This is a genomic window from Phocaeicola barnesiae DSM 18169 = JCM 13652 (assembly GCF_000374585.1).
GTDB classification, from domain to species: Bacteria; Bacteroidota; Bacteroidia; order Bacteroidales; family Bacteroidaceae; genus Phocaeicola; species Phocaeicola barnesiae.
This window is the reverse complement of record NZ_KB894643.1, coordinates 125,041-142,359: the sequence shown is the minus strand read 5'-3', so window position 1 is coordinate 142,359 and position 17,319 is coordinate 125,041. Positions and strand designations below refer to the sequence as shown.

Sequence of the window (17,319 nt, the reverse complement as noted above, 5' to 3'; positions counted from 1 at the left end):
TTTTTATTGTTCATATTTCTGTTGCCATTCTTTTAAAGGCAAGTAATATTGTACTCCTTTTGATACCTTTTCAAAGGTAAGACGAATGGCGGGGTTCTGTATTCTGTAAAGTTCAGGCGCGGTTTTGCAGTTTATAACTATATAGAGCCATGCTTTGTCACCTAATTGTGCCAAGCGGTTCCATTCGTTTTCCGACAGCATGACTCCATCGGTACCGGCACGTCCTTTCACTTCAATATACCGTTTCAGCTCGAATTTATCTATACTTTTTATATCATAGCCTAAATTTTGGTGGGAAACATCCTCCGGATTTCTGTCTTGGCCTGTTTCATAATTCATTGCAACTTGCATTGCGATTTCTTCCACTTCCTCATCACGTGTCATGTGGAAATGTTGTTTGTATTCCATTTGTGTCAGTGGAACGACATAAGCACAGCCTATGATTTCAGGTTCTTTAGGTGATATCTCCATCATTTGTTCCATGTCGGCAATCCGTTCTTCACGTCTTTGCATCAGTTCAGCTTTACGTACCATCTTGTACGATAATTTTTCTTGTAGTTTTACATCGCCCATGAAGACCTTCATCTGCATATCATTGATGGCGATATCCAAGTCCATAATGATCTGGCTGAAAGCTGTTTGCAAATATTCTTTCCGCTTGGCTACATCTTCTTCTACTTTTACTTTGGTTTCCTCGAATAATGGAAGGGTAATATGTTCGAAAGCCCAACCCATTACTTCCTGACTTTGAATGGTAGCAGGTGGAAGTATTTCCTTGGCAAATTGCGATGGAGCATGAAGGTCTAGGAATTTGGCAGGAGAAGTATTGTGATAAGTTCCATCAGCTGTCTGAAAAATGAAACTCAACTGCTCGTTGGCAATGCTATCATCTCCTTTATTAGGACGATTATCGGTAATTTGGTTCTTTACGAAAAATGCAAAGTACTCTTCCGTATCTTCCGGTGAAACCAATATCGTCCCTTTCAGCATTTCTTCTTTGAAGTCTTTACGCACGCAATCTGTCAGAGCGTCGAACAATGCATTACCAGGATTTATGTAATGTACTTTTCCTAAAATAGCGGCTGTATTCTGGTAATCAAGAAATATTTGTTTGTCGAAACAAAATAAGAGTTGATTCAGATTATCGGCAAGTATATTATAGTTTTCTTTTAACTGCTTGCTAAGAATCTCAGGGATGGTTGTAATTTTATAAATTCCTTTCTGTACATTTTCGTAACGTCCTCCTAAATATTTGAATGTCCGTTCAAAGAATAATTGAATGTAGATAGGTTGCAGACGCTTTTCATCAGAGTCTTCTTTTAAAAGTCTGGCATTCTTATAATCTACCGGACTATGGGCAATAGCTTTTTGTTGTGCTTCAATCTGACATTTGAACTCTTTTTCAATCTCTTGGTTGTTTTGAGCCAGGAAGCGATCTAAGTCTGATTCTTTTCCGTCAAATACAGAGGCAATGATTGCTTCCAGACTGACATCTTTCAGCACATCTTGAATGACATCGTAAACGCGGTCATCCCCCATGCTTTCCCGAATGATATCCAGTTTATTGAGTAGTTTGGCTAATACTTGTCCTTCGCGGGTATTGTCTGCTACCAAGTTGAAGACAAGCACATCTTCTTTTTGACCGTAACGATGAATACGTCCCATTCGTTGCTCTAATCTGTTCGGGTTCCAGGGGATATCCCAGTTAATGAGTAGTCGGCAGAACTGCAGATTAATACCTTCACCTGCAGCATCGGTCGCAATCAAAATTTGAGTTTCTGGAGACATAAATTCCCATTGGGCAGCCCGGCGTTCGTCCACCGACAGGCCACCGTGAATGACAGACACTTTATATCCATTATTGGTTAGTCGTTCTTGTAGATAGGTAAGAGTATCTTTATGTTCAGTAAAAATCACCAGTTTCTGTCCATTAATCACTCCTTGGCTTTTAAGTAATTCTTTGAGTTGAATGTACTTCTTTTCTTCTTGATTCTGATTATAAAGGTGGTTGGCAATGTCGTACAGGCGTTTAACTTCTTGTGCTTCATTGGCTATTTCTGCGAGACTTTTGGATGTCGTGAATAATTTAAACTTCTTCGGATCGGAAAGGATGTTATCGAGTGCATCTTTTTCGTCATCTTCCAAATCATCATATTGGTCTATATTGTCTACATCAATCAGTTCTAGTTTCTGACGCTGTTTCCATATGTTAGGATTCTTATTTACTTCATCAACAATACCTTGTAAGGCATTCCAACGTTTGTACAGCGTGTTTTTAATGGCATAAATGGAGCTGACCAAACGGCGTTGCATGACGGCTAATGCTAAACTGACATGAATATTTTTTTCTTCAGTAGCTTCTTCTTTTCGTCTGGTCAGATAGTTAGTCACCTGGTCGTAAAGGTATTTCTCTTCAGGTGTAAGTTGGTAGGAAATGGTCTTTGTAAAACGGTTTTTGTATAATGGATGGCCATTCCAATCTTTCATGTCTTCTTTTAAACGCCGGATGAAGAATTTATTCAACCCTTCTTTACTTAATTCTTTGACTCTGTCGGAAGCTACATCATCTGTAGCAAAAATATCTTCATCCAATAATTGCAGTAACTTTTTAAACGTATCTGTTCTTCCACGATGAGGAGTCGCTGTTAATAAAAGTAAGTGTTCGCATTGTTGCGACAAGACATAAGCTGCCTCATAACGTTTGGATTTGTATGTTTTTTGTCCGTATTCGTATGCTGATAATTTATGGGCTTCATCAAAAATGACCATATCCCAACTTGTATTGCTGACCACAGACAAGATATCTTCACGGCTTATGAAATCAATCGATGTGACGACTTTATTGGCCGTACGGAAAATATTAGGATCTGCTGTAAACAGACTGCGGTTGACTAAGGTAAAAGGTATGTTGAATTTGACTCCCATTTCATCTTCTTGCCATTGTTTAGTCAAGCCACCCGGGGTTACAATCAGAATGCGTTCAATGATACCGCGCATAATCAGCTCTTTCAGTAAAAGTCCTGTCATGATGGTTTTTCCGGCACCTGTATCATCAGCCAAAAGAAAACGAATTTTGGGCTGAGGTAATAAGTATTTGTAAACCGCTTCAACTTGATGAGGAAGAGGGTCGACCACACTGCAGTTAATGGCAAATAATGGGTCAAACTGATAAGCCGAATGGATACGTTCCGCTTCTGCAAACATGACAAACTTCTCTGGATCTCCCTTAAAATTAAATTCGCCTTCTGCAGTCAATACCTCCAAAGACTCAAATTGGGCTTTACTAATTACTTTGGTACTAGTCTTGTGAGTATTTACTCCTGTGTATTTAATGGAATACATATTCCCAAGAGGCTGTAACTTGATGATAGTGACAGGTTCCGTAGGAATTAAGTTCTTGATTATTTGATTTATTTCTATCATTGATTACTTCTTTATTTCTTGATTATTAATAAATTTTTCGTTTCAACATCCAATAAAGAAGCAATTTTATATAGCAATTCTATCCTTGGTTGTCGACGGTTACATACATACGCATTAGTTTGGCTGAAACTTTTACTTGTTTTCTCAGCTAGCCAGATTTGCGTGATTTCCTTTTTTCAAGTATCTCTTTGATACGATTCATGATAAAAGGGAATGTTTATGTATAATTGCAAATATATGAAATATTATGCGATATAAAAAAGACTGTAGAACAATTCCTCGGAACCGTATAGAAATAATTATAGATGATATTTTATATTGTAAAAGAATAAATGAATCTCTTGAACTTCGGATGGTGATTCTGATTCGGAGAACCATATCCTATTGATGTATGACCTAAGTCATATAAACATCTAAGGTATATAGTTCGTCCGGTTCGAATCAGCGTTTCTTCTGATACAGTTTGTCTATCAGGTCATTTCGTCCCATGCGCTTCAGTTCGCTGATGATGTTGCGGCGTTCCTCAGGCTTGTACCAGAAGAAGAACATGCGTTGAGCCAGTTTCTCTTTCTGTGTCTTGGCCGAGAAGACCGGTTCCAGTGTGTAGGGGTGGAATCCCGTGTACCAGGCTTCTGTGGCTACGGTCATCGGGGTAGGGGTGAAGTCCTGAACCTGTTCCAGGTGGAAGTCCAGGTTCTTGGTGATGACTGCCAGTTCGGCCATGTCTTCTTCCGTGCATCCCGGATGGCTGCTGATGAAATAGGGGATAAGCTGCTGGCGCAGGTTCAGTTCCTGGTTCAGCTTGTCGAAGATGCGCTTGAAGCGGTAGAACTGTTCGAAAGGCGGTTTCCGCATCAGGTACAGTACCCGGTCGCTGGTATGTTCGGGGGCCACTTTCAGCCGTCCGCTTACGTGGCGGGTAATCAGTTCGCGTGTGTAGGCCGCCGTACTCTGGTTTACCGCCGCATCCTTGCTTTCGTGCAGCAACAGGTCGTATCGTACCCCACTGCCGATGAAGCTCTTCTTGATACCGGGCAAGGCATCTACGGCATGGTAGATGTCCAGCAACGGACGATGGTCGGTATTCAGGTTCGGGCATACCTTCGGGTGGATGCACGACGGGCGCTTGCAGCGCTTGCAGAGGGTCTCGTCTTTTCCGTGCATGCTGTACATGTTGGCCGACGGTCCTCCCAGGTCACTCAGGTAGCCTTTGAAGTCCGGCATTTCCGTGATGGCTTTTACTTCCTTCAGGATGCTTTCCTTGCTTCGGCTGACGATGAACTTTCCCTGATGGGCCGAGATGGTGCAGAAGGCGCAGCCGCCGAAACAGCCGCGGTGAATGTTCACCGAGAACTTGATCATCTCGTACGCCGGAATACGTTTGTTCTTGTATTTGGGATGAGGCAGGCGTGTGTAGGGCAGGTCGAACGACAGGTCCAGTTCTCCCTGGCTCATCGGCGGATAAGGCGGATTGACTACTACTACCTGTTTGCCGGTCTGCTGATAGATGCGTGCGGCCTGGTACTTGTTCGATTCCTCTTCGATGTGCCGGAAGTTTTCTGCCTGCTTCCGTTTGTCTTTCAGGCAGTCCTCGTGCGAATGAAGCTGCAGGTCGCCTTCCTGAGGCTGGAACTCGTTTGCCAGGCAGAGGTAAGCCGTCTGCGGCAAGTCCTTCGGCAGCTGGTTCGTTTCCTTCAACCGTTGGCACAGGTCTGTAATCGGCTTTTCTCCCATACCGTAGATGAGCAGGTCGGCTCCCGAATCCAGCAGGATGGAAGGGCGTACCTTATCCTGCCAATAGTCGTAATGCGTCAGTCGGCGGAGGGATGCTTCGATGCCTCCCAGTACGACCGGTACGTCGGGGTACAACTGTTTCAGTATCTGGGTATAGACGATGCTCGGATATTCCGGTCGCATGTCGTGACGTCCGTCGGGTGTATAGGCATCTTCGCTGCGCAGGCGCTTGTTGGCGGTGTATTTGTTCACCATGCTGTCCATACAGCCGGCCGATATACCGAAGAAGAGACGGGGACGTCCCAGTTTCTTGAAGTCGCGCAGGTCATCCCGCCAGTTGGGCTGGGGGACAATGGCTACTTTCAGTCCTTGTGATTCCAGCATCCGGCCGATGACGGCGGCACCGAATGAGGGATGGTCTACGTACGCGTCACCACTGAACAGGATGACGTCCAGCTCATCCCATCCTCTCAGTTCCACTTCCTTCTTGGTTGTGGGTAACCAGTCTGTCAGGTTATAGTTTTTCAATCTGTTTTCTGTTGTTAGGGTTATCTTTTATTACTTTTTCTTTTTGGCGTCAAAAAGAAAAAGGTAACAAAAAGAAAAAACGCCGGCTTCCGTTTTGAGGCGGCTACGAATCGGTTCCCGCCGGAAGCGCAGGAACTCGCTTCGCTCAGACAGCCTGCGCTTCTTTTCGTCGGGAACCGTTTCTCCGCTTTTTCGCCTCAAAACTAAGGCCGGAATTTGTTCTGGTATTGTTTTTTTGTTCTGTCTTTCTTCGTTGCCACAGAGTAGACTGATAACCAATAAATGGTCAAACTTGTACTATTCGGGTGGGCCGCCCCCATCCTATGTTTATTCGCTTATGCCATCAATCTAATCCGTGGTTGTAAGATATGCGGAAACTCCGTTTTATGCTTCTTCTTCCGTTTCTTCTTCGATGTTTCCTTTTTCGCGTTCCCACTTGATGTACAGCATGATGAGCTGGTGCAGACCGAAAGCTTTCATGTTGTCGTGATAGATGACGTCCAGGCAAAGGTCCAGCAGGTCCTTGGTATCGCCGTCGATGGAAGTCAGCAGCGAGCGGATGTTCAGTTTCAGCTTGTCCAGTACCGATTCGTCGATGATTCCGGTGCTGTCAATGAGTTGCTGGAAGAGGGCATATTTTTCGATGGTATTCAGATGTTCTTCTGAGATTTGCATGCTTCGTGTACCGGAAGCGTTTGTCTGTATGGTATACATAGTCTTTATTTATTTTAGTTTGCACAGACAAAGTTAGCCGTTTTTCTGGAATATCCTTGTGTTTTGGAGGTTTTATGCTTTGGTGGGGATGAAATTATTTGGTGTTATTTTATTCTCCAATGTATCTATGGTTTTATTTTAACCTTTCATCGTTTGTTGTTACTTGCAAAGTTTAGGAAACATTGAAGTATACAGTTGTTTACCTCTGATTGAACAGAATATTCTAAAGCAATGGCTGATGGTGGTTTTATAATTTTTTAGAATTATTGTTTGGATTTCATTGGCAGGACTCCTATAAATTCTCCAACAATTCGGAATTCATCTGCATTTTCTTCTTCAATGATGATAGGAGAATAATTTGAATTTTTAGGTTGAAGAACAATCTCTTCGTGAGCCCAATTTCCTTCTGGGTCGAAGATTTTTTTACTGGTATACGTTTTTATGGAGTAACTACCCATATAGTCAGAATCGTAATAATTGTGATGTTCTGTGAGTACGACTTTTCCTTGTCGGCTACCTGCCGGATTAGCCCTGAACACACAGTAATCTCCATCCTGGATGAGAGGTTCCATAGAATGTCCTACAGCTTGAACGATGAACATGTTGCGGTTGAGTTTTCCCATACCTTCAACTTTCATCCAGCCACTTTCATCAACCAATTCTCCTTCTCCGAAGTAACCACATGCAGCTCGAATTGAGTATAAAGGTAGAAAGTCAATATATTTCACTTCATCATTCACTTCTGGCTCTATTCTGTTTTCAGGAATTGATTCATACAGAGGCTCTAACTGAGCAGAAAGGTACTCTGCCAGCGGTTTATCACAGCAATAAACGTAACAGCCTTTCATTCCTCGTGTGAGTAATGTACGGTAGGTGTTTTTTATAATCTCATCTGCATCTTGTAAGGCTTTGTATCTATTTTGAGAAAGGAGATGTTTAAATCCTTTCACAGATTGGTCATTGCCAGAACGTTTAGTGACATCTGTAATGATTTGTCCGTTTTCATAACGCATATCAGATCCAATAATTACGCCTACATAATCTAACTCCAATCCTTGGCACGTATGTATACAACCTATTTCTTCGATAGATTTGTTGCCGATAATCCATAAATTTTTATCTGTATTCAGATTCCAGCGTTTTTGGAAATGGAATTCTGGTATGATAATATCGTAACTATTTGGGTCTTTTTTGCTGTTCCAATCCCAGCAATATCCGGCCACAACACGCGCCTTGTTGTTTATTCGGTTTTTTTCTTTGATTGTTTCGAAAAGTTGGTTAGGGTCAGAAAATATCCGAAAATCATAATCCTCCGAAGACAAATGGATATTGGCTGTTTCTCTGATTTTTAAAGCGTTATCTAACCAACTTAAATAACCGTCAGAACCATTGCATCGGAATTGAGAACTTAATTTGGCAGTGTGTACAATTGCTCCACAGGATTCTGCAAATTTTTGTATGGAAGCTTTGGATCCTATATCCTTGATGTGAACTCTTTGGCGATCATCAACAAAGAAAACTGAAAATCTGGAAGCTCTTATAATTTCAAGAATCTGATTCTCTCCCAAATTGCTGTATAGACCGCTTTTCAGATTAAGTCTGTGAGCTTCGTCTACGATTAGTGCTCCAAAAGTATTTTGTGGAGTATCAATGAAACTGCCACTACCTACAAACAAGTTGTTAATGTAGCCTTTTCTGAAACTTCCTGATAGCTTTGCTGTATATACATCGCGTGGGGCTGCATTCTTGGATACATATTGAGCAACTACTCCTTCTTTGGTCAGTTCAACTAGAAGGTTTACAGCAACGACACTTTTTCCCGTGCCTGGCCCACCTTCCACAATAAGAACTTGTTTAGAACCATTGGCTGCTTCTCGTGCTAGACTTAATGCGGTTTCATATACTATTTTCTGGTCATCCAGCAATACGAATTCTCTGTTTCCATGTAACATGGAATTTAATGCATCAGCCAGTTGCTTGGATGGACGCAATTTACCTTTATCTATAAGCCATACAATGTCTTCTTTGGCACCGTATTTGATATGTCTTTTTATAAAATCTTGTAATTTCCTTGCATCTGATTTCAGAAAGAGAGGCGCTTTGTCAATGTACTCTGTATAGCATTGGTGAGAAATAATGTGATCTTCCTGATAGTTATGTAAGAATGCACATGGCAAGAGTTGTATATTTTGTTCACGTACAGTCTCATTATAATTTTGCAACATGTAGGCATACGACCAAGCTTGATAGGAAGGATGTGCTGTCTCACTTTCACCATGCTGAAAGCGTGTTTGTATAATTCCGGATTTTTGAGAAAGTTTTGCCTGTTCCCATTGTTTTAGTTCAATAATGATTATGTTGGAATGTCGGTTGTCATCCACTCCAGAAATAATAAAGTCAATTCGTTTGGACGTGAGTGGTATTTGATATTCAATGGCAATAGATGAACTATCCGGAATTTCCGGAGTGTTGATGACTTTATACATGTGCATCATGGAATTTTTCCATGATAATTTTTCGTTGGGAGAAGTATGCCTTCCTAAATGGAGTAAAAAAGCGTGATCTATGTCATCAGCGATAGTACCGTTGAAGACGTCATGAATGAAACCTTTCTTACTGGCGTGGTATACAATCATAATTCGGTATATTTTTTTGCATTTCCTCTTGACTTGTCAATCGGGTATTTTACTGCGTTTTGGGCTAATTTTGAAAGTATGATTTCTTTTATATCTAGATTATATTTATCAGCAATCAGAAATGCATAGTTCAGTATGTCTGCTAATTCTTCTTTAATCTTATCAACATTTACATCTTCCGGTTGTTTCCAAAGAAATACTTCGTTTAATTCAGAGGCTTCTATTGACAAGGCTAAAGCTAAATCTTTTCCGTTGTGAAATTGATCCCAGTCTCTGTCTTGAGTAAACTGGACAATTTGTTGCATAATTTCTTTTATGTCTGAATTTGATGAATTCATTGTTTTTCTTTTTAATTGACTTAGGCAAAGGTATATGTACTTTTTCTAATTTCAAAATGACTTGGTTTTTTACTTGTTAATATAGATCTTCTACATAATATATTGGGGACAGTGACAGTTGAAAAAACAAACGGACGTTCTGATTAAAACGTCCGTTTGTTTTCAACAGTTCGTCTAATCGTTTTCATTAAAACGTCTAGGCGTTTTTGGAAGCAGATACAGATTCCAAAATCGGTTACTGTATACACATATTTTCTGTATACCCTGATCAATGAAAAAATCGGTACAGTCGCAATATTGCAGGCCGGTAAATAGACCGGTTATATTTTTGACCGCATCCGTTTGAAAGCGTGGCGCTTATATTTCAGTTTCATTCTGATTTTCCTTTCTTTTTCAAGTTGTCCAATATCTTGATAGAGTCAAGATAGTCCTGTTCTACGTCACTGATTGTACGCTGTTTATACTTGCGGTATTCATTCGTAGCATGTTCCATTGCTCTTGCATGTGAAACACTACCGGAATCTTGTAATAGCTGTTCCCCCGACATGGTAAGAATTCTATCCAGGTAGTTAGCCCAATCATTCATGGTCATGGGTTGTTCACGTTCAGCCTGGCGTTCTGCAAAATCCAGGTAACCGGAAACCAATTGTCCCATCGCACGCAGTTCCTTTTCATCCAAATAATTTTTTGCTGTTTTTGCTTCTATCAATGTAGGTTGAGTACCCTTAAAGGTCAACAAGCCCATAAAATCCTTTTCGGCATCGGCACGTTCCACAATCAGCTCGGCTGCCGTATGTCCATGAATGGCATAGTGTATCTTGTTCTGTACTTTCTTGAAGAATTCCTGCGATACAGAGGCTCTGGGGTCATAGTCAATGCTTGTGGCATATATTTCCAATACCTGACGATAAAACACTTTTTCTGTGGCACGGATATCCCGGATGCGTTCCAGCAGTTCTTTCCAGTACCCACCTCCTCCTAACTTTTTCAATCGGTCGTCATCCAGTGTAAAACCTTTAATCATGTATTCTTTCAGCCGTTGGGTGGCCCATTGGCGGAAATGGGTGGCTATACGTGATTTGATTCTGTATCCCAATGAAATGATCATATCCAGGTTATAGAAGGGCAGCTCTCGTTCCACCTGCCTGGTACCTTCGGTACGAACCTGTCGGAAATTCTGACAAGTTGAATTTTCTTCGAGTTCCTTCTCTTCATAAATATGCTTGATATGTTCCACTACATTGGTTCTCGATGTTTGAAATAATTCGGCAATCTGTTGCTGTGTAAGCCACAAGGTTTCATCTTCCAGTCTGACGTCTATTTGGGTTTGTCCGTCGCTGGATGTATAAATAATGACCTTTTTTTCTTCCATATCTCATCAGATAACATTGATATTCTTTATTGCTTTTTTATTCGCTCCAGCCCAACAACTGTTTCAGGGTTTCGAACACATTGATTTTTGTATCGTCACGAGAGAAACGACAGTCACGGAACAATACACGCGACGGTTGTTTGTCAGCCTCGTTTTTACGATATTTTCTGTAAGATCCTCTGTAAAACACGGACACCTGACTGTATGGGAACAGGTGTCCGTGTTAAACGATAGGGTAAAGTTACGGTTTCGAGATTCACCGGATAATCAGCTCGTCCAGATAGACCCGTGAAGGTTGTCCCGGCCGTACATGGTCTGCCGGACAGTTGGACGGGGCTTCGAAGGTGAAACGTATGTAGCGTGCCCGTGCATGGTCTACGTCTATTGTCAGGTTTTCGATGAAGTTTCCTTCGCGGAAGATTTCATCGTCGGTGAAAGTCAGTTTTCCGGCCTCCTTGAAATGAAGGTTGTCGTCAGACAGTTCGACAGTCATTGATTTCGGCTTGTGTACTGCCATGCCGTAATTGGTGATACAGCCTGCCGTACAGCTCCGGATGTCTTCGGGTTGCTGGAGGTCGACAGTTACGCTCATGGCTCCGGTATACCATTCGAAGTCGGTTTGTTTCAGGCTTCCGCGCAGGCCGTTGACCAGTACTTCCATACCTGAGGCTGCGTTTACCAACGGTTTGGCAGTGGCCTTGTTCCATTCAACCGGCAGTATCAGCGTTTTTCCTTGCTGCTCGTTGCCGGCAAAGGTCGCTGCTTTTACCGTGACATTCTCTTTTAGTGTCAGCGCTTGGGTGTAGCGGGGAGAGGTGGCGGTCGGTTCGGTACCGTCCAAGGTATAATGGATGTCTACGTCAGGCCGTTCGCATTCCAGAGTGAGGGTCAGTGCTCCGTTGTCGTTGGGGATAATCCGGTGCTGGATGTTGAACATGGAGCGTGCGTACACTACATCCTTCTGTTCCAGGTGTGCCGTATAGTTGTCCAGCCCTTTCAGGAATACGTTCCAGTCCTTCTGGTTCTTCGGTACCCAGGAGATTTCGGCCAGGGCAGCCAGTCGGGGGAAAACCAGATAGAACACATCCTCCGGTTTGTTACAGAATTCCGTCCACATGCTGGCCTGTACACCCATCAGCAGCTTTTCGTATTCCGGTTTCCATCCTTCCTGTACAGGTTCATAGTCGAAGAGTCCTTTCAGGGTGTTGTTTCCGAAGTAGGTAAGTGGTTCAACCCACTGTGGCCCCTGGTAGCGGATGAGGTATGCCACTCTTGCCGGTGTCATGACAAACCGGTGTCCCTGTTCTGCCGCTTTCAGGGCCGCATTGCCGAATCCCTGCCAGCCGAAGATGATGGCATCTTCCGGCAGTTTGCTGTTGGTCAGTTCGTCCCAACCCATGACTTCCTTGCCTTTGCTGCGTACATAGTCGCTCATGCGCCCCATAAAGTATCCCTGCAGGGATTCCTCGTCTGCCAGGTGTTCCTCTCGGATACGGGCCTGACAGAGCGGACATTTCTTCCAGTTGGTCTTGGTCGCTTCGTCGCCTCCCAGGTGGATATACCGTGACGGGAACAGCGCGATGACTTCATCCAGTACATCCTGCAGGAATTCGTAAGTCTTTTCATTGCCTCCGCAGAAGATGATTTCCGCGTTTTTCCCGCCCAGTCCGGGAATGACACCGATGAAGTCTTTCACTACCGGACAGGCATATTCCGGATAGGAGGCCAGCGCGGCGTTCGAGTGGGCCGGAATGTCTATCTCCGGAATGATTTCTATCTGGCGGTCGGCGGCATACGCGATGATTTCCTTCATGTCTGCCTGGGTATAGTAACCACCTACGGTAGCGGGTTCACCGCGTTTCGGGTTCCGTCGTTCGGGGAAGGGCAGGTGCTGGCGGTCCACTTTCCAGGCACCGACTTCGGTCAGTTTCGGATATTTCTTGATTTCCAGCCGCCAGCCGTTATCGTCCGTAAGGTGCAGGTGCAGGCGGTTCAGCTTCAGCAGGGCCATGCAGTCTATCATCCGAAGCAATTCCTCTTTCGGGAGGAAATAGCGGGATACGTCCAGCATGAATCCCCGGTAGCCGAATCGGGGGGCATCCTTCACGGTCATTTCCGGAACGGTCCATTCTACGGTATCTTGTGCGGTACTGCTTTCGATGGCCGGAGGCAACAGCAGGCGCAGATTCTGTAGTCCATAGAAGAGTCCTTTCGAATCGGAGGCCTTCACCCGGATTTGTCCTGAAGAAACCTGCATTTCGTAGGCGTCTTCCGGGAGATTCTTGTCCAGTTCCAGGCAGACATCGCCTTCTGTCCCTACCTGTACCTTTGGGGTGAATCCGGCAGAACGGGTAAACAGACTGGCGAACAGCCCGGCTACAGGTTTCTGTTCTTCGGTGGGTACGGTGATGACCGTGTTCGGGCCAAAAGTGAATGAACCTGTACCTTTTTCCATGGATAAAGGGGTAGGTACGATGGCTACATCTCTTTGCGTTTTTACGGAACTGCATCCGGATAACCCCAGCATCAGGCTGACTACACAGGCTATCATTTCAGTTTTAGGTAGTATGTTCATATCAGTATTTGGATTATGTGGGTTATAGAAAGGTTTTATTTCGCTTCGAAGAATCCCAGTATCGCCTTCATGATGTGGGCACGTTCGGCAGCTCCCCGGATGCTCTCGAAGGGGAAACCGAGCGCAAAGGTCCGGTAATTGCCCCGATAAGCAGTTCCGGCTGCATAATTTCCGTCGTCGTAGGCGAAGGCTGCGAAGGAGCCACCGGTAGGCAGGAGGCATTCCGGAGTCGGTACAGCGTAGCTTTCCGCATTGGCCGAACGGGGAATGGAGAAGCGGAAGCCTGTACCGGTCAGGCTACCGGAACCTCCGGCCGGAAGACTGCCTCCAGGAGCAAACTTCAGCAGATTACGCAGGTCGGCGCTACTTTCGGAGGTACCGCTGGAAGTGTTCGAAATCAGGTATGAACCGCTGATGAGTATTCTTCCGCCGTGTGCGCAGTAATCAGTCAGTTTCCGGCTGACGGCAGTAGGAATAGACTTGTTGTCGCCTCCGTAAATCAGATCTACCATGAAATATTCGTTCAGTTTTATGGAATTGCTTTCGAAGGCTTCGTCACTGCAGGATACGAACGAGTAGCGTCCGGCAGCCTGAATGGCTTTACCATGGACGAACGGGTAGTCGAAAGTATTTCCGGCTATCAGCATTCCTTCCAGGCTGGCATCGGTATAGCCCAGTCCGTCGGCAGTTTCTTTGCCGGCTTTCGTACGGTCGAAGTTTTGCTGGTAACCGCAGAAGGCCGGTGACTGGATATAAGGGATACCCGGGTGTTGCCGGAGGTCGAATCCCTGTTGGGTTGACGTGTTGACGGTAGCAGGTCCGCAGGTGCGGTCGAAGGCGTTTACCAGAAGGATGGTGCCTTTGCTCCGTTTGGCCTGGTAAGCCGCCAGGATTTCGGAAGGGAAGCTCTCACCGCCGCGGTTGACGGCAGTAACCTTGAAGCTGTACACCAGCCCCGGCTCTACATCTTCTACGGTATAGTTGGGTCGTTTCACATACACGCCGTTGTCCCAGCCACCATAGCCGATGCGGGTGTAGACGATATAGCCTTGTGGGGTAGCGGTAGGCTCCAGGGCGTCCTCTACGGGCAGCCAACTTAGTTCGAAGGTATGCTTTTTTTTGCCTTCGCGGATGGCAAAGTGGTTAACTGGCAATGGTTGTACGGTATAGTCCGTGCCGTGCATATTGGCCAGGTATTTCAGGATGGACTTATAGACGGAGCGGCCTACCGTAAACTGGAAGGTCGGGTCGAAGCCCAGGGTAAGGTCCGCAAAATTCTGGTGGGAGAGGGATTCGATGATGACGGACGGGATGGCGGGCAGGCGGGTTTCGCTGTAGTTCCGGTTCCACAGGCTCCGGCGTGCCCAGGGGATACCGAAACGGGCGCTGATGTCCTGACGCAATCCGGTCAGTACCATGTCTGCCAGGTCGCGTGAAGCGTAGCGGGAGATACCGCTGTTCAGCTTTCCGTCGTTCGTGTCGGTGGTATAGATACCCAGGGTGCCTACCAAAGCATTGTCGTCCTTGTAGCCGGCATCGCTGTGCAGGGCCAGGGCCAGTTCGAACGGTACTTTCAGTCCGGGTTCGGAGGGATTGTATATGGAACCGCCACTCAGGTAGTTGGTCATGAGCGAGCGGGTGTTGATGTCGTCGTTGTAGTCATTGGCTCCGTTGCTCTTGCTGTAGACCGAGTACGGCATGCCTGCCCATTGTGCCCAGTAGCGGGCTCCTTCCAGGTAGCGGGGCAGGCCGCTGGTGCCGTTTCCGCGCACAATGTTGCCCATACCACCGCCGAAACGGACCGCGTCGGCACAGACCACGCCTTTCTGTTTGCTTTCGTTGCTCAATACGACCATGCCGTAGTCATTGGCGCCTTTGTCAAATTCGAAGGTGCCCAGGTAGACCCAGGTACCGCCTCCTATCTGCTGGTTGACTTTGAACTCGGTGACTCCACCGTTGTGGAAGACCAGGTACTTGGCATCGGTTACGCTTTCCGGAAGGGTCTGGTAGCTGACATATACGGCGTAGCGGCCTTTCTCGGGGATATTCGGAATCCATTCGGCAAAGGCTTTTTCCGGTTTGGGTTGTGTCCGGATAAAACGGGCGGTCCCGTCGGTGAACGGATTGTTTCCGTCCCGATAGGTCAGGTATTTTTGGGCGAATCCCGGCTTGTCCGTCGGTTGCCACTTGTCTTTCTTGTAGTTGATTTCCAGATATTTGCTTCCCGGGGTGCAGGTGTTGTTGTCGACGATGACTTCCTGCCGTTGCCAGTCCCTTTCGCGGGGTGTGAACACTACGGCGCCGGCATTCTCCAGCATCGGAATCAGGTAGGGTACTACGATGGATTGGGTAAAGAGGTCTTCGGCGGTTCCGAACAGGCGCGGTCGCTGCCAGACCCATTGCTTCTTGTCGTTCTTGTAATAACGGCCGTGGCTCTGCCAGACGGTCAGGTGACGGTTCTGAAGTCCTCTTGTAATCTCAAAAGGACGGGAAGTGTTGGCTACCCACGGATCTCCTTTGTAGTCGATTTTCCCGTATTGGCGGCTTTTGTCTTCCTTCTTGGAGCGGAAGGCGTTCGGTACCAGGTTCTCGATGGGCTGTCCGTCGGCATAGACGGTCAGGTCGTAATAGTTGACCGGTCCCGGAAGGAGCTGTTTCAGGCTGCGGTAGATGGCGGTAGTGTTTTCTTCAGTGAACGGCTGGTAGCCGAAATTCTTGTTGGCGTATATATCCAGCCGTTTCTTGTTGTGGTCCACGACGAATTTGTCCAGTCTGGATTTTCCGATGTTGGCGTAACTTGTCTCGTAGTTCGTGAAGAATTCCCGGAGTCTGTCTTCAATATTTATCTCGAGGCTCTGTGCCTGCAGGATGCCTATTGCCCAAGACAGGCAGATGAATAGTGTCAAGTAAAGTCGTTTCATGGATGAGTGGATAATGATGATGAAAAGATACGGCCGTTATCACAACTCGGATAACAGCCGTATCTCAGGTCACAGGTCTCCCAGAACAAATTTTTCCGGGTGTTTTCCTTTGAAGTCCTTGAAGTACAGCTTTATTTCCCGCATATCCTTGTCGATGTCTCCTGTAGGGCGAAGGTACTTGGTAGCGGTGATGCATTTCTTCTGATAGTCGATACCGATGAGGACTATCGGAAGTTCAGCTCCTAAAGCAATGTAGTAGAACCCTTTTTTCCAGTCCGGATTGGCCGAGCGTGTCCCCTCCGGGGTAATGGCCAGGTGGAACTCCTCTGCCTGTTTGGCCTTTTCGATGAGCTGGTCTACCATGGAGGTACGTTTGCTCCGGTAGACGGGAATACCTCCCATGGCACGGAAGATAGGTCCCAACGGGAAAAAGAACCATTCCTTCTTCATCAGGAAACCGGACTTTCGTCCGACGGCATTGATGAAGAGCTTTCCTAAAAAGAGGTCCCAGTTACTGGTGTGAGGAGCCGCGCAGATGATGCATTTCTTGAAATCGGGTACAGTGACCTCTTCTTTCCAGCCTAGTATCCGGTGGTAAATGAAGCGGCAGACCGACTGTATCATCCCTTAATCAGCGTTTCTAACTGGTTGCATATTGCCTCTGTACCGTTGTTGAAGTCTTCTCTCAGCTTCTTGTAGAACAGCTTGACACTGCCCGGTTCGGTATGGCTGATGCGTCGCAGCGCTTCTCTGCGTACGTTATGTGCCTGCCGGATGAGCTGGTCGATGGTTTCTCTTGTTCCTTTTTTCTCGAGACCGGTCATGATACACAGTCCGACAGTGAAGTCGGAGATATAATTGATGTCTTTTTTCAAACTTCTTCTACTTGCCATAATCGTTTGTTTTAAAGGTTAATAAAATAGAATTTCGGGTAAAGATACGATTTTTATGGAAATAATCTGCATTTTGTGGCAGATAATCCTTTTCTCTTTTGGTTTATTTGGATTTTGCGGGTGAGAATCGGAAGAATTGTCCGGGAGTATTGAATTTTTATGAGCTTAGGTTTTCATATTTCCGA

General features: G+C 45.6%; 11 protein-coding genes. All 11 read right to left on the bottom strand.

Annotation, left to right across the window (positions count from 1 at the left end; all coding sequences use genetic code 11):
* Positions 1–3: 3 nt before the first annotated feature.
* Positions 4–3,423, bottom strand: coding sequence for a helicase-related protein (locus tag C510_RS0100595; protein ID WP_018709394.1), 3,420 nt, complete (start codon positions 3,421–3,423; stop codon positions 4–6).
* 441 nt (positions 3,424–3,864) lie between these two features.
* On the bottom strand, positions 3,865–5,685 hold the full coding sequence (locus C510_RS0100590) for a YgiQ family radical SAM protein (protein ID WP_018709393.1): 1,821 nt from the start codon (positions 5,683–5,685) through the stop codon (positions 3,865–3,867).
* 384 nt (positions 5,686–6,069) lie between these two features.
* Complete coding sequence (locus tag C510_RS0100580) at positions 6,070–6,399, bottom strand: hypothetical protein (RefSeq protein WP_018709391.1); 330 nt, start codon at positions 6,397–6,399, stop codon at positions 6,070–6,072.
* A 263-nt stretch (positions 6,400–6,662) separates the two neighbouring features.
* Positions 6,663–9,035: a DNA/RNA helicase domain-containing protein gene (locus C510_RS0100575; RefSeq protein WP_018709390.1), complete on the bottom strand. Its 2,373-nt coding sequence runs from the start codon at positions 9,033–9,035 to the stop codon at positions 6,663–6,665.
* Positions 9,032–9,373, bottom strand: coding sequence for a nucleotide pyrophosphohydrolase (locus C510_RS0100570; RefSeq protein WP_018709389.1), 342 nt, complete (start codon positions 9,371–9,373; stop codon positions 9,032–9,034). The genes C510_RS0100575 and C510_RS0100570 overlap by 4 nt, the downstream gene beginning before the upstream one ends.
* Before the next feature lie 370 nt (positions 9,374–9,743).
* Positions 9,744–10,745, bottom strand: coding sequence for a virulence RhuM family protein (locus C510_RS0100560; protein WP_018709388.1), 1,002 nt, complete (start codon positions 10,743–10,745; stop codon positions 9,744–9,746).
* A 37-nt stretch (positions 10,746–10,782) separates the two neighbouring features.
* Positions 10,783–10,935: a hypothetical protein gene (locus tag C510_RS17460; protein ID WP_244870438.1), complete on the bottom strand. Its 153-nt coding sequence runs from the start codon at positions 10,933–10,935 to the stop codon at positions 10,783–10,785.
* A 66-nt stretch (positions 10,936–11,001) separates the two neighbouring features.
* Positions 11,002–13,296, bottom strand: coding sequence for a beta-N-acetylhexosaminidase (locus C510_RS0100550; protein ID WP_025892539.1), 2,295 nt, complete (start codon positions 13,294–13,296; stop codon positions 11,002–11,004).
* Between the two features lie 59 nt (positions 13,297–13,355).
* Entirely contained in the window at positions 13,356–16,241 is a 2,886-nt protein-coding gene (locus C510_RS0100545) for a golvesin C-terminal-like domain-containing protein (protein ID WP_026320047.1), read from the bottom strand.
* A 69-nt stretch (positions 16,242–16,310) separates the two neighbouring features.
* A complete protein-coding gene (locus tag C510_RS0100540) occupies positions 16,311–16,865 on the bottom strand; it encodes a 1-acyl-sn-glycerol-3-phosphate acyltransferase (protein WP_018709385.1) in 555 nt (184 codons plus the stop codon).
* Complete coding sequence (locus C510_RS0100535; RefSeq protein ID WP_022340119.1) at positions 16,862–17,134, bottom strand: hypothetical protein; 273 nt, start codon at positions 17,132–17,134, stop codon at positions 16,862–16,864. Before C510_RS0100535 ends, C510_RS0100540 begins: the two co-directional genes overlap by 4 nt.
* Positions 17,135–17,319: the final 185 nt, after the last annotated feature.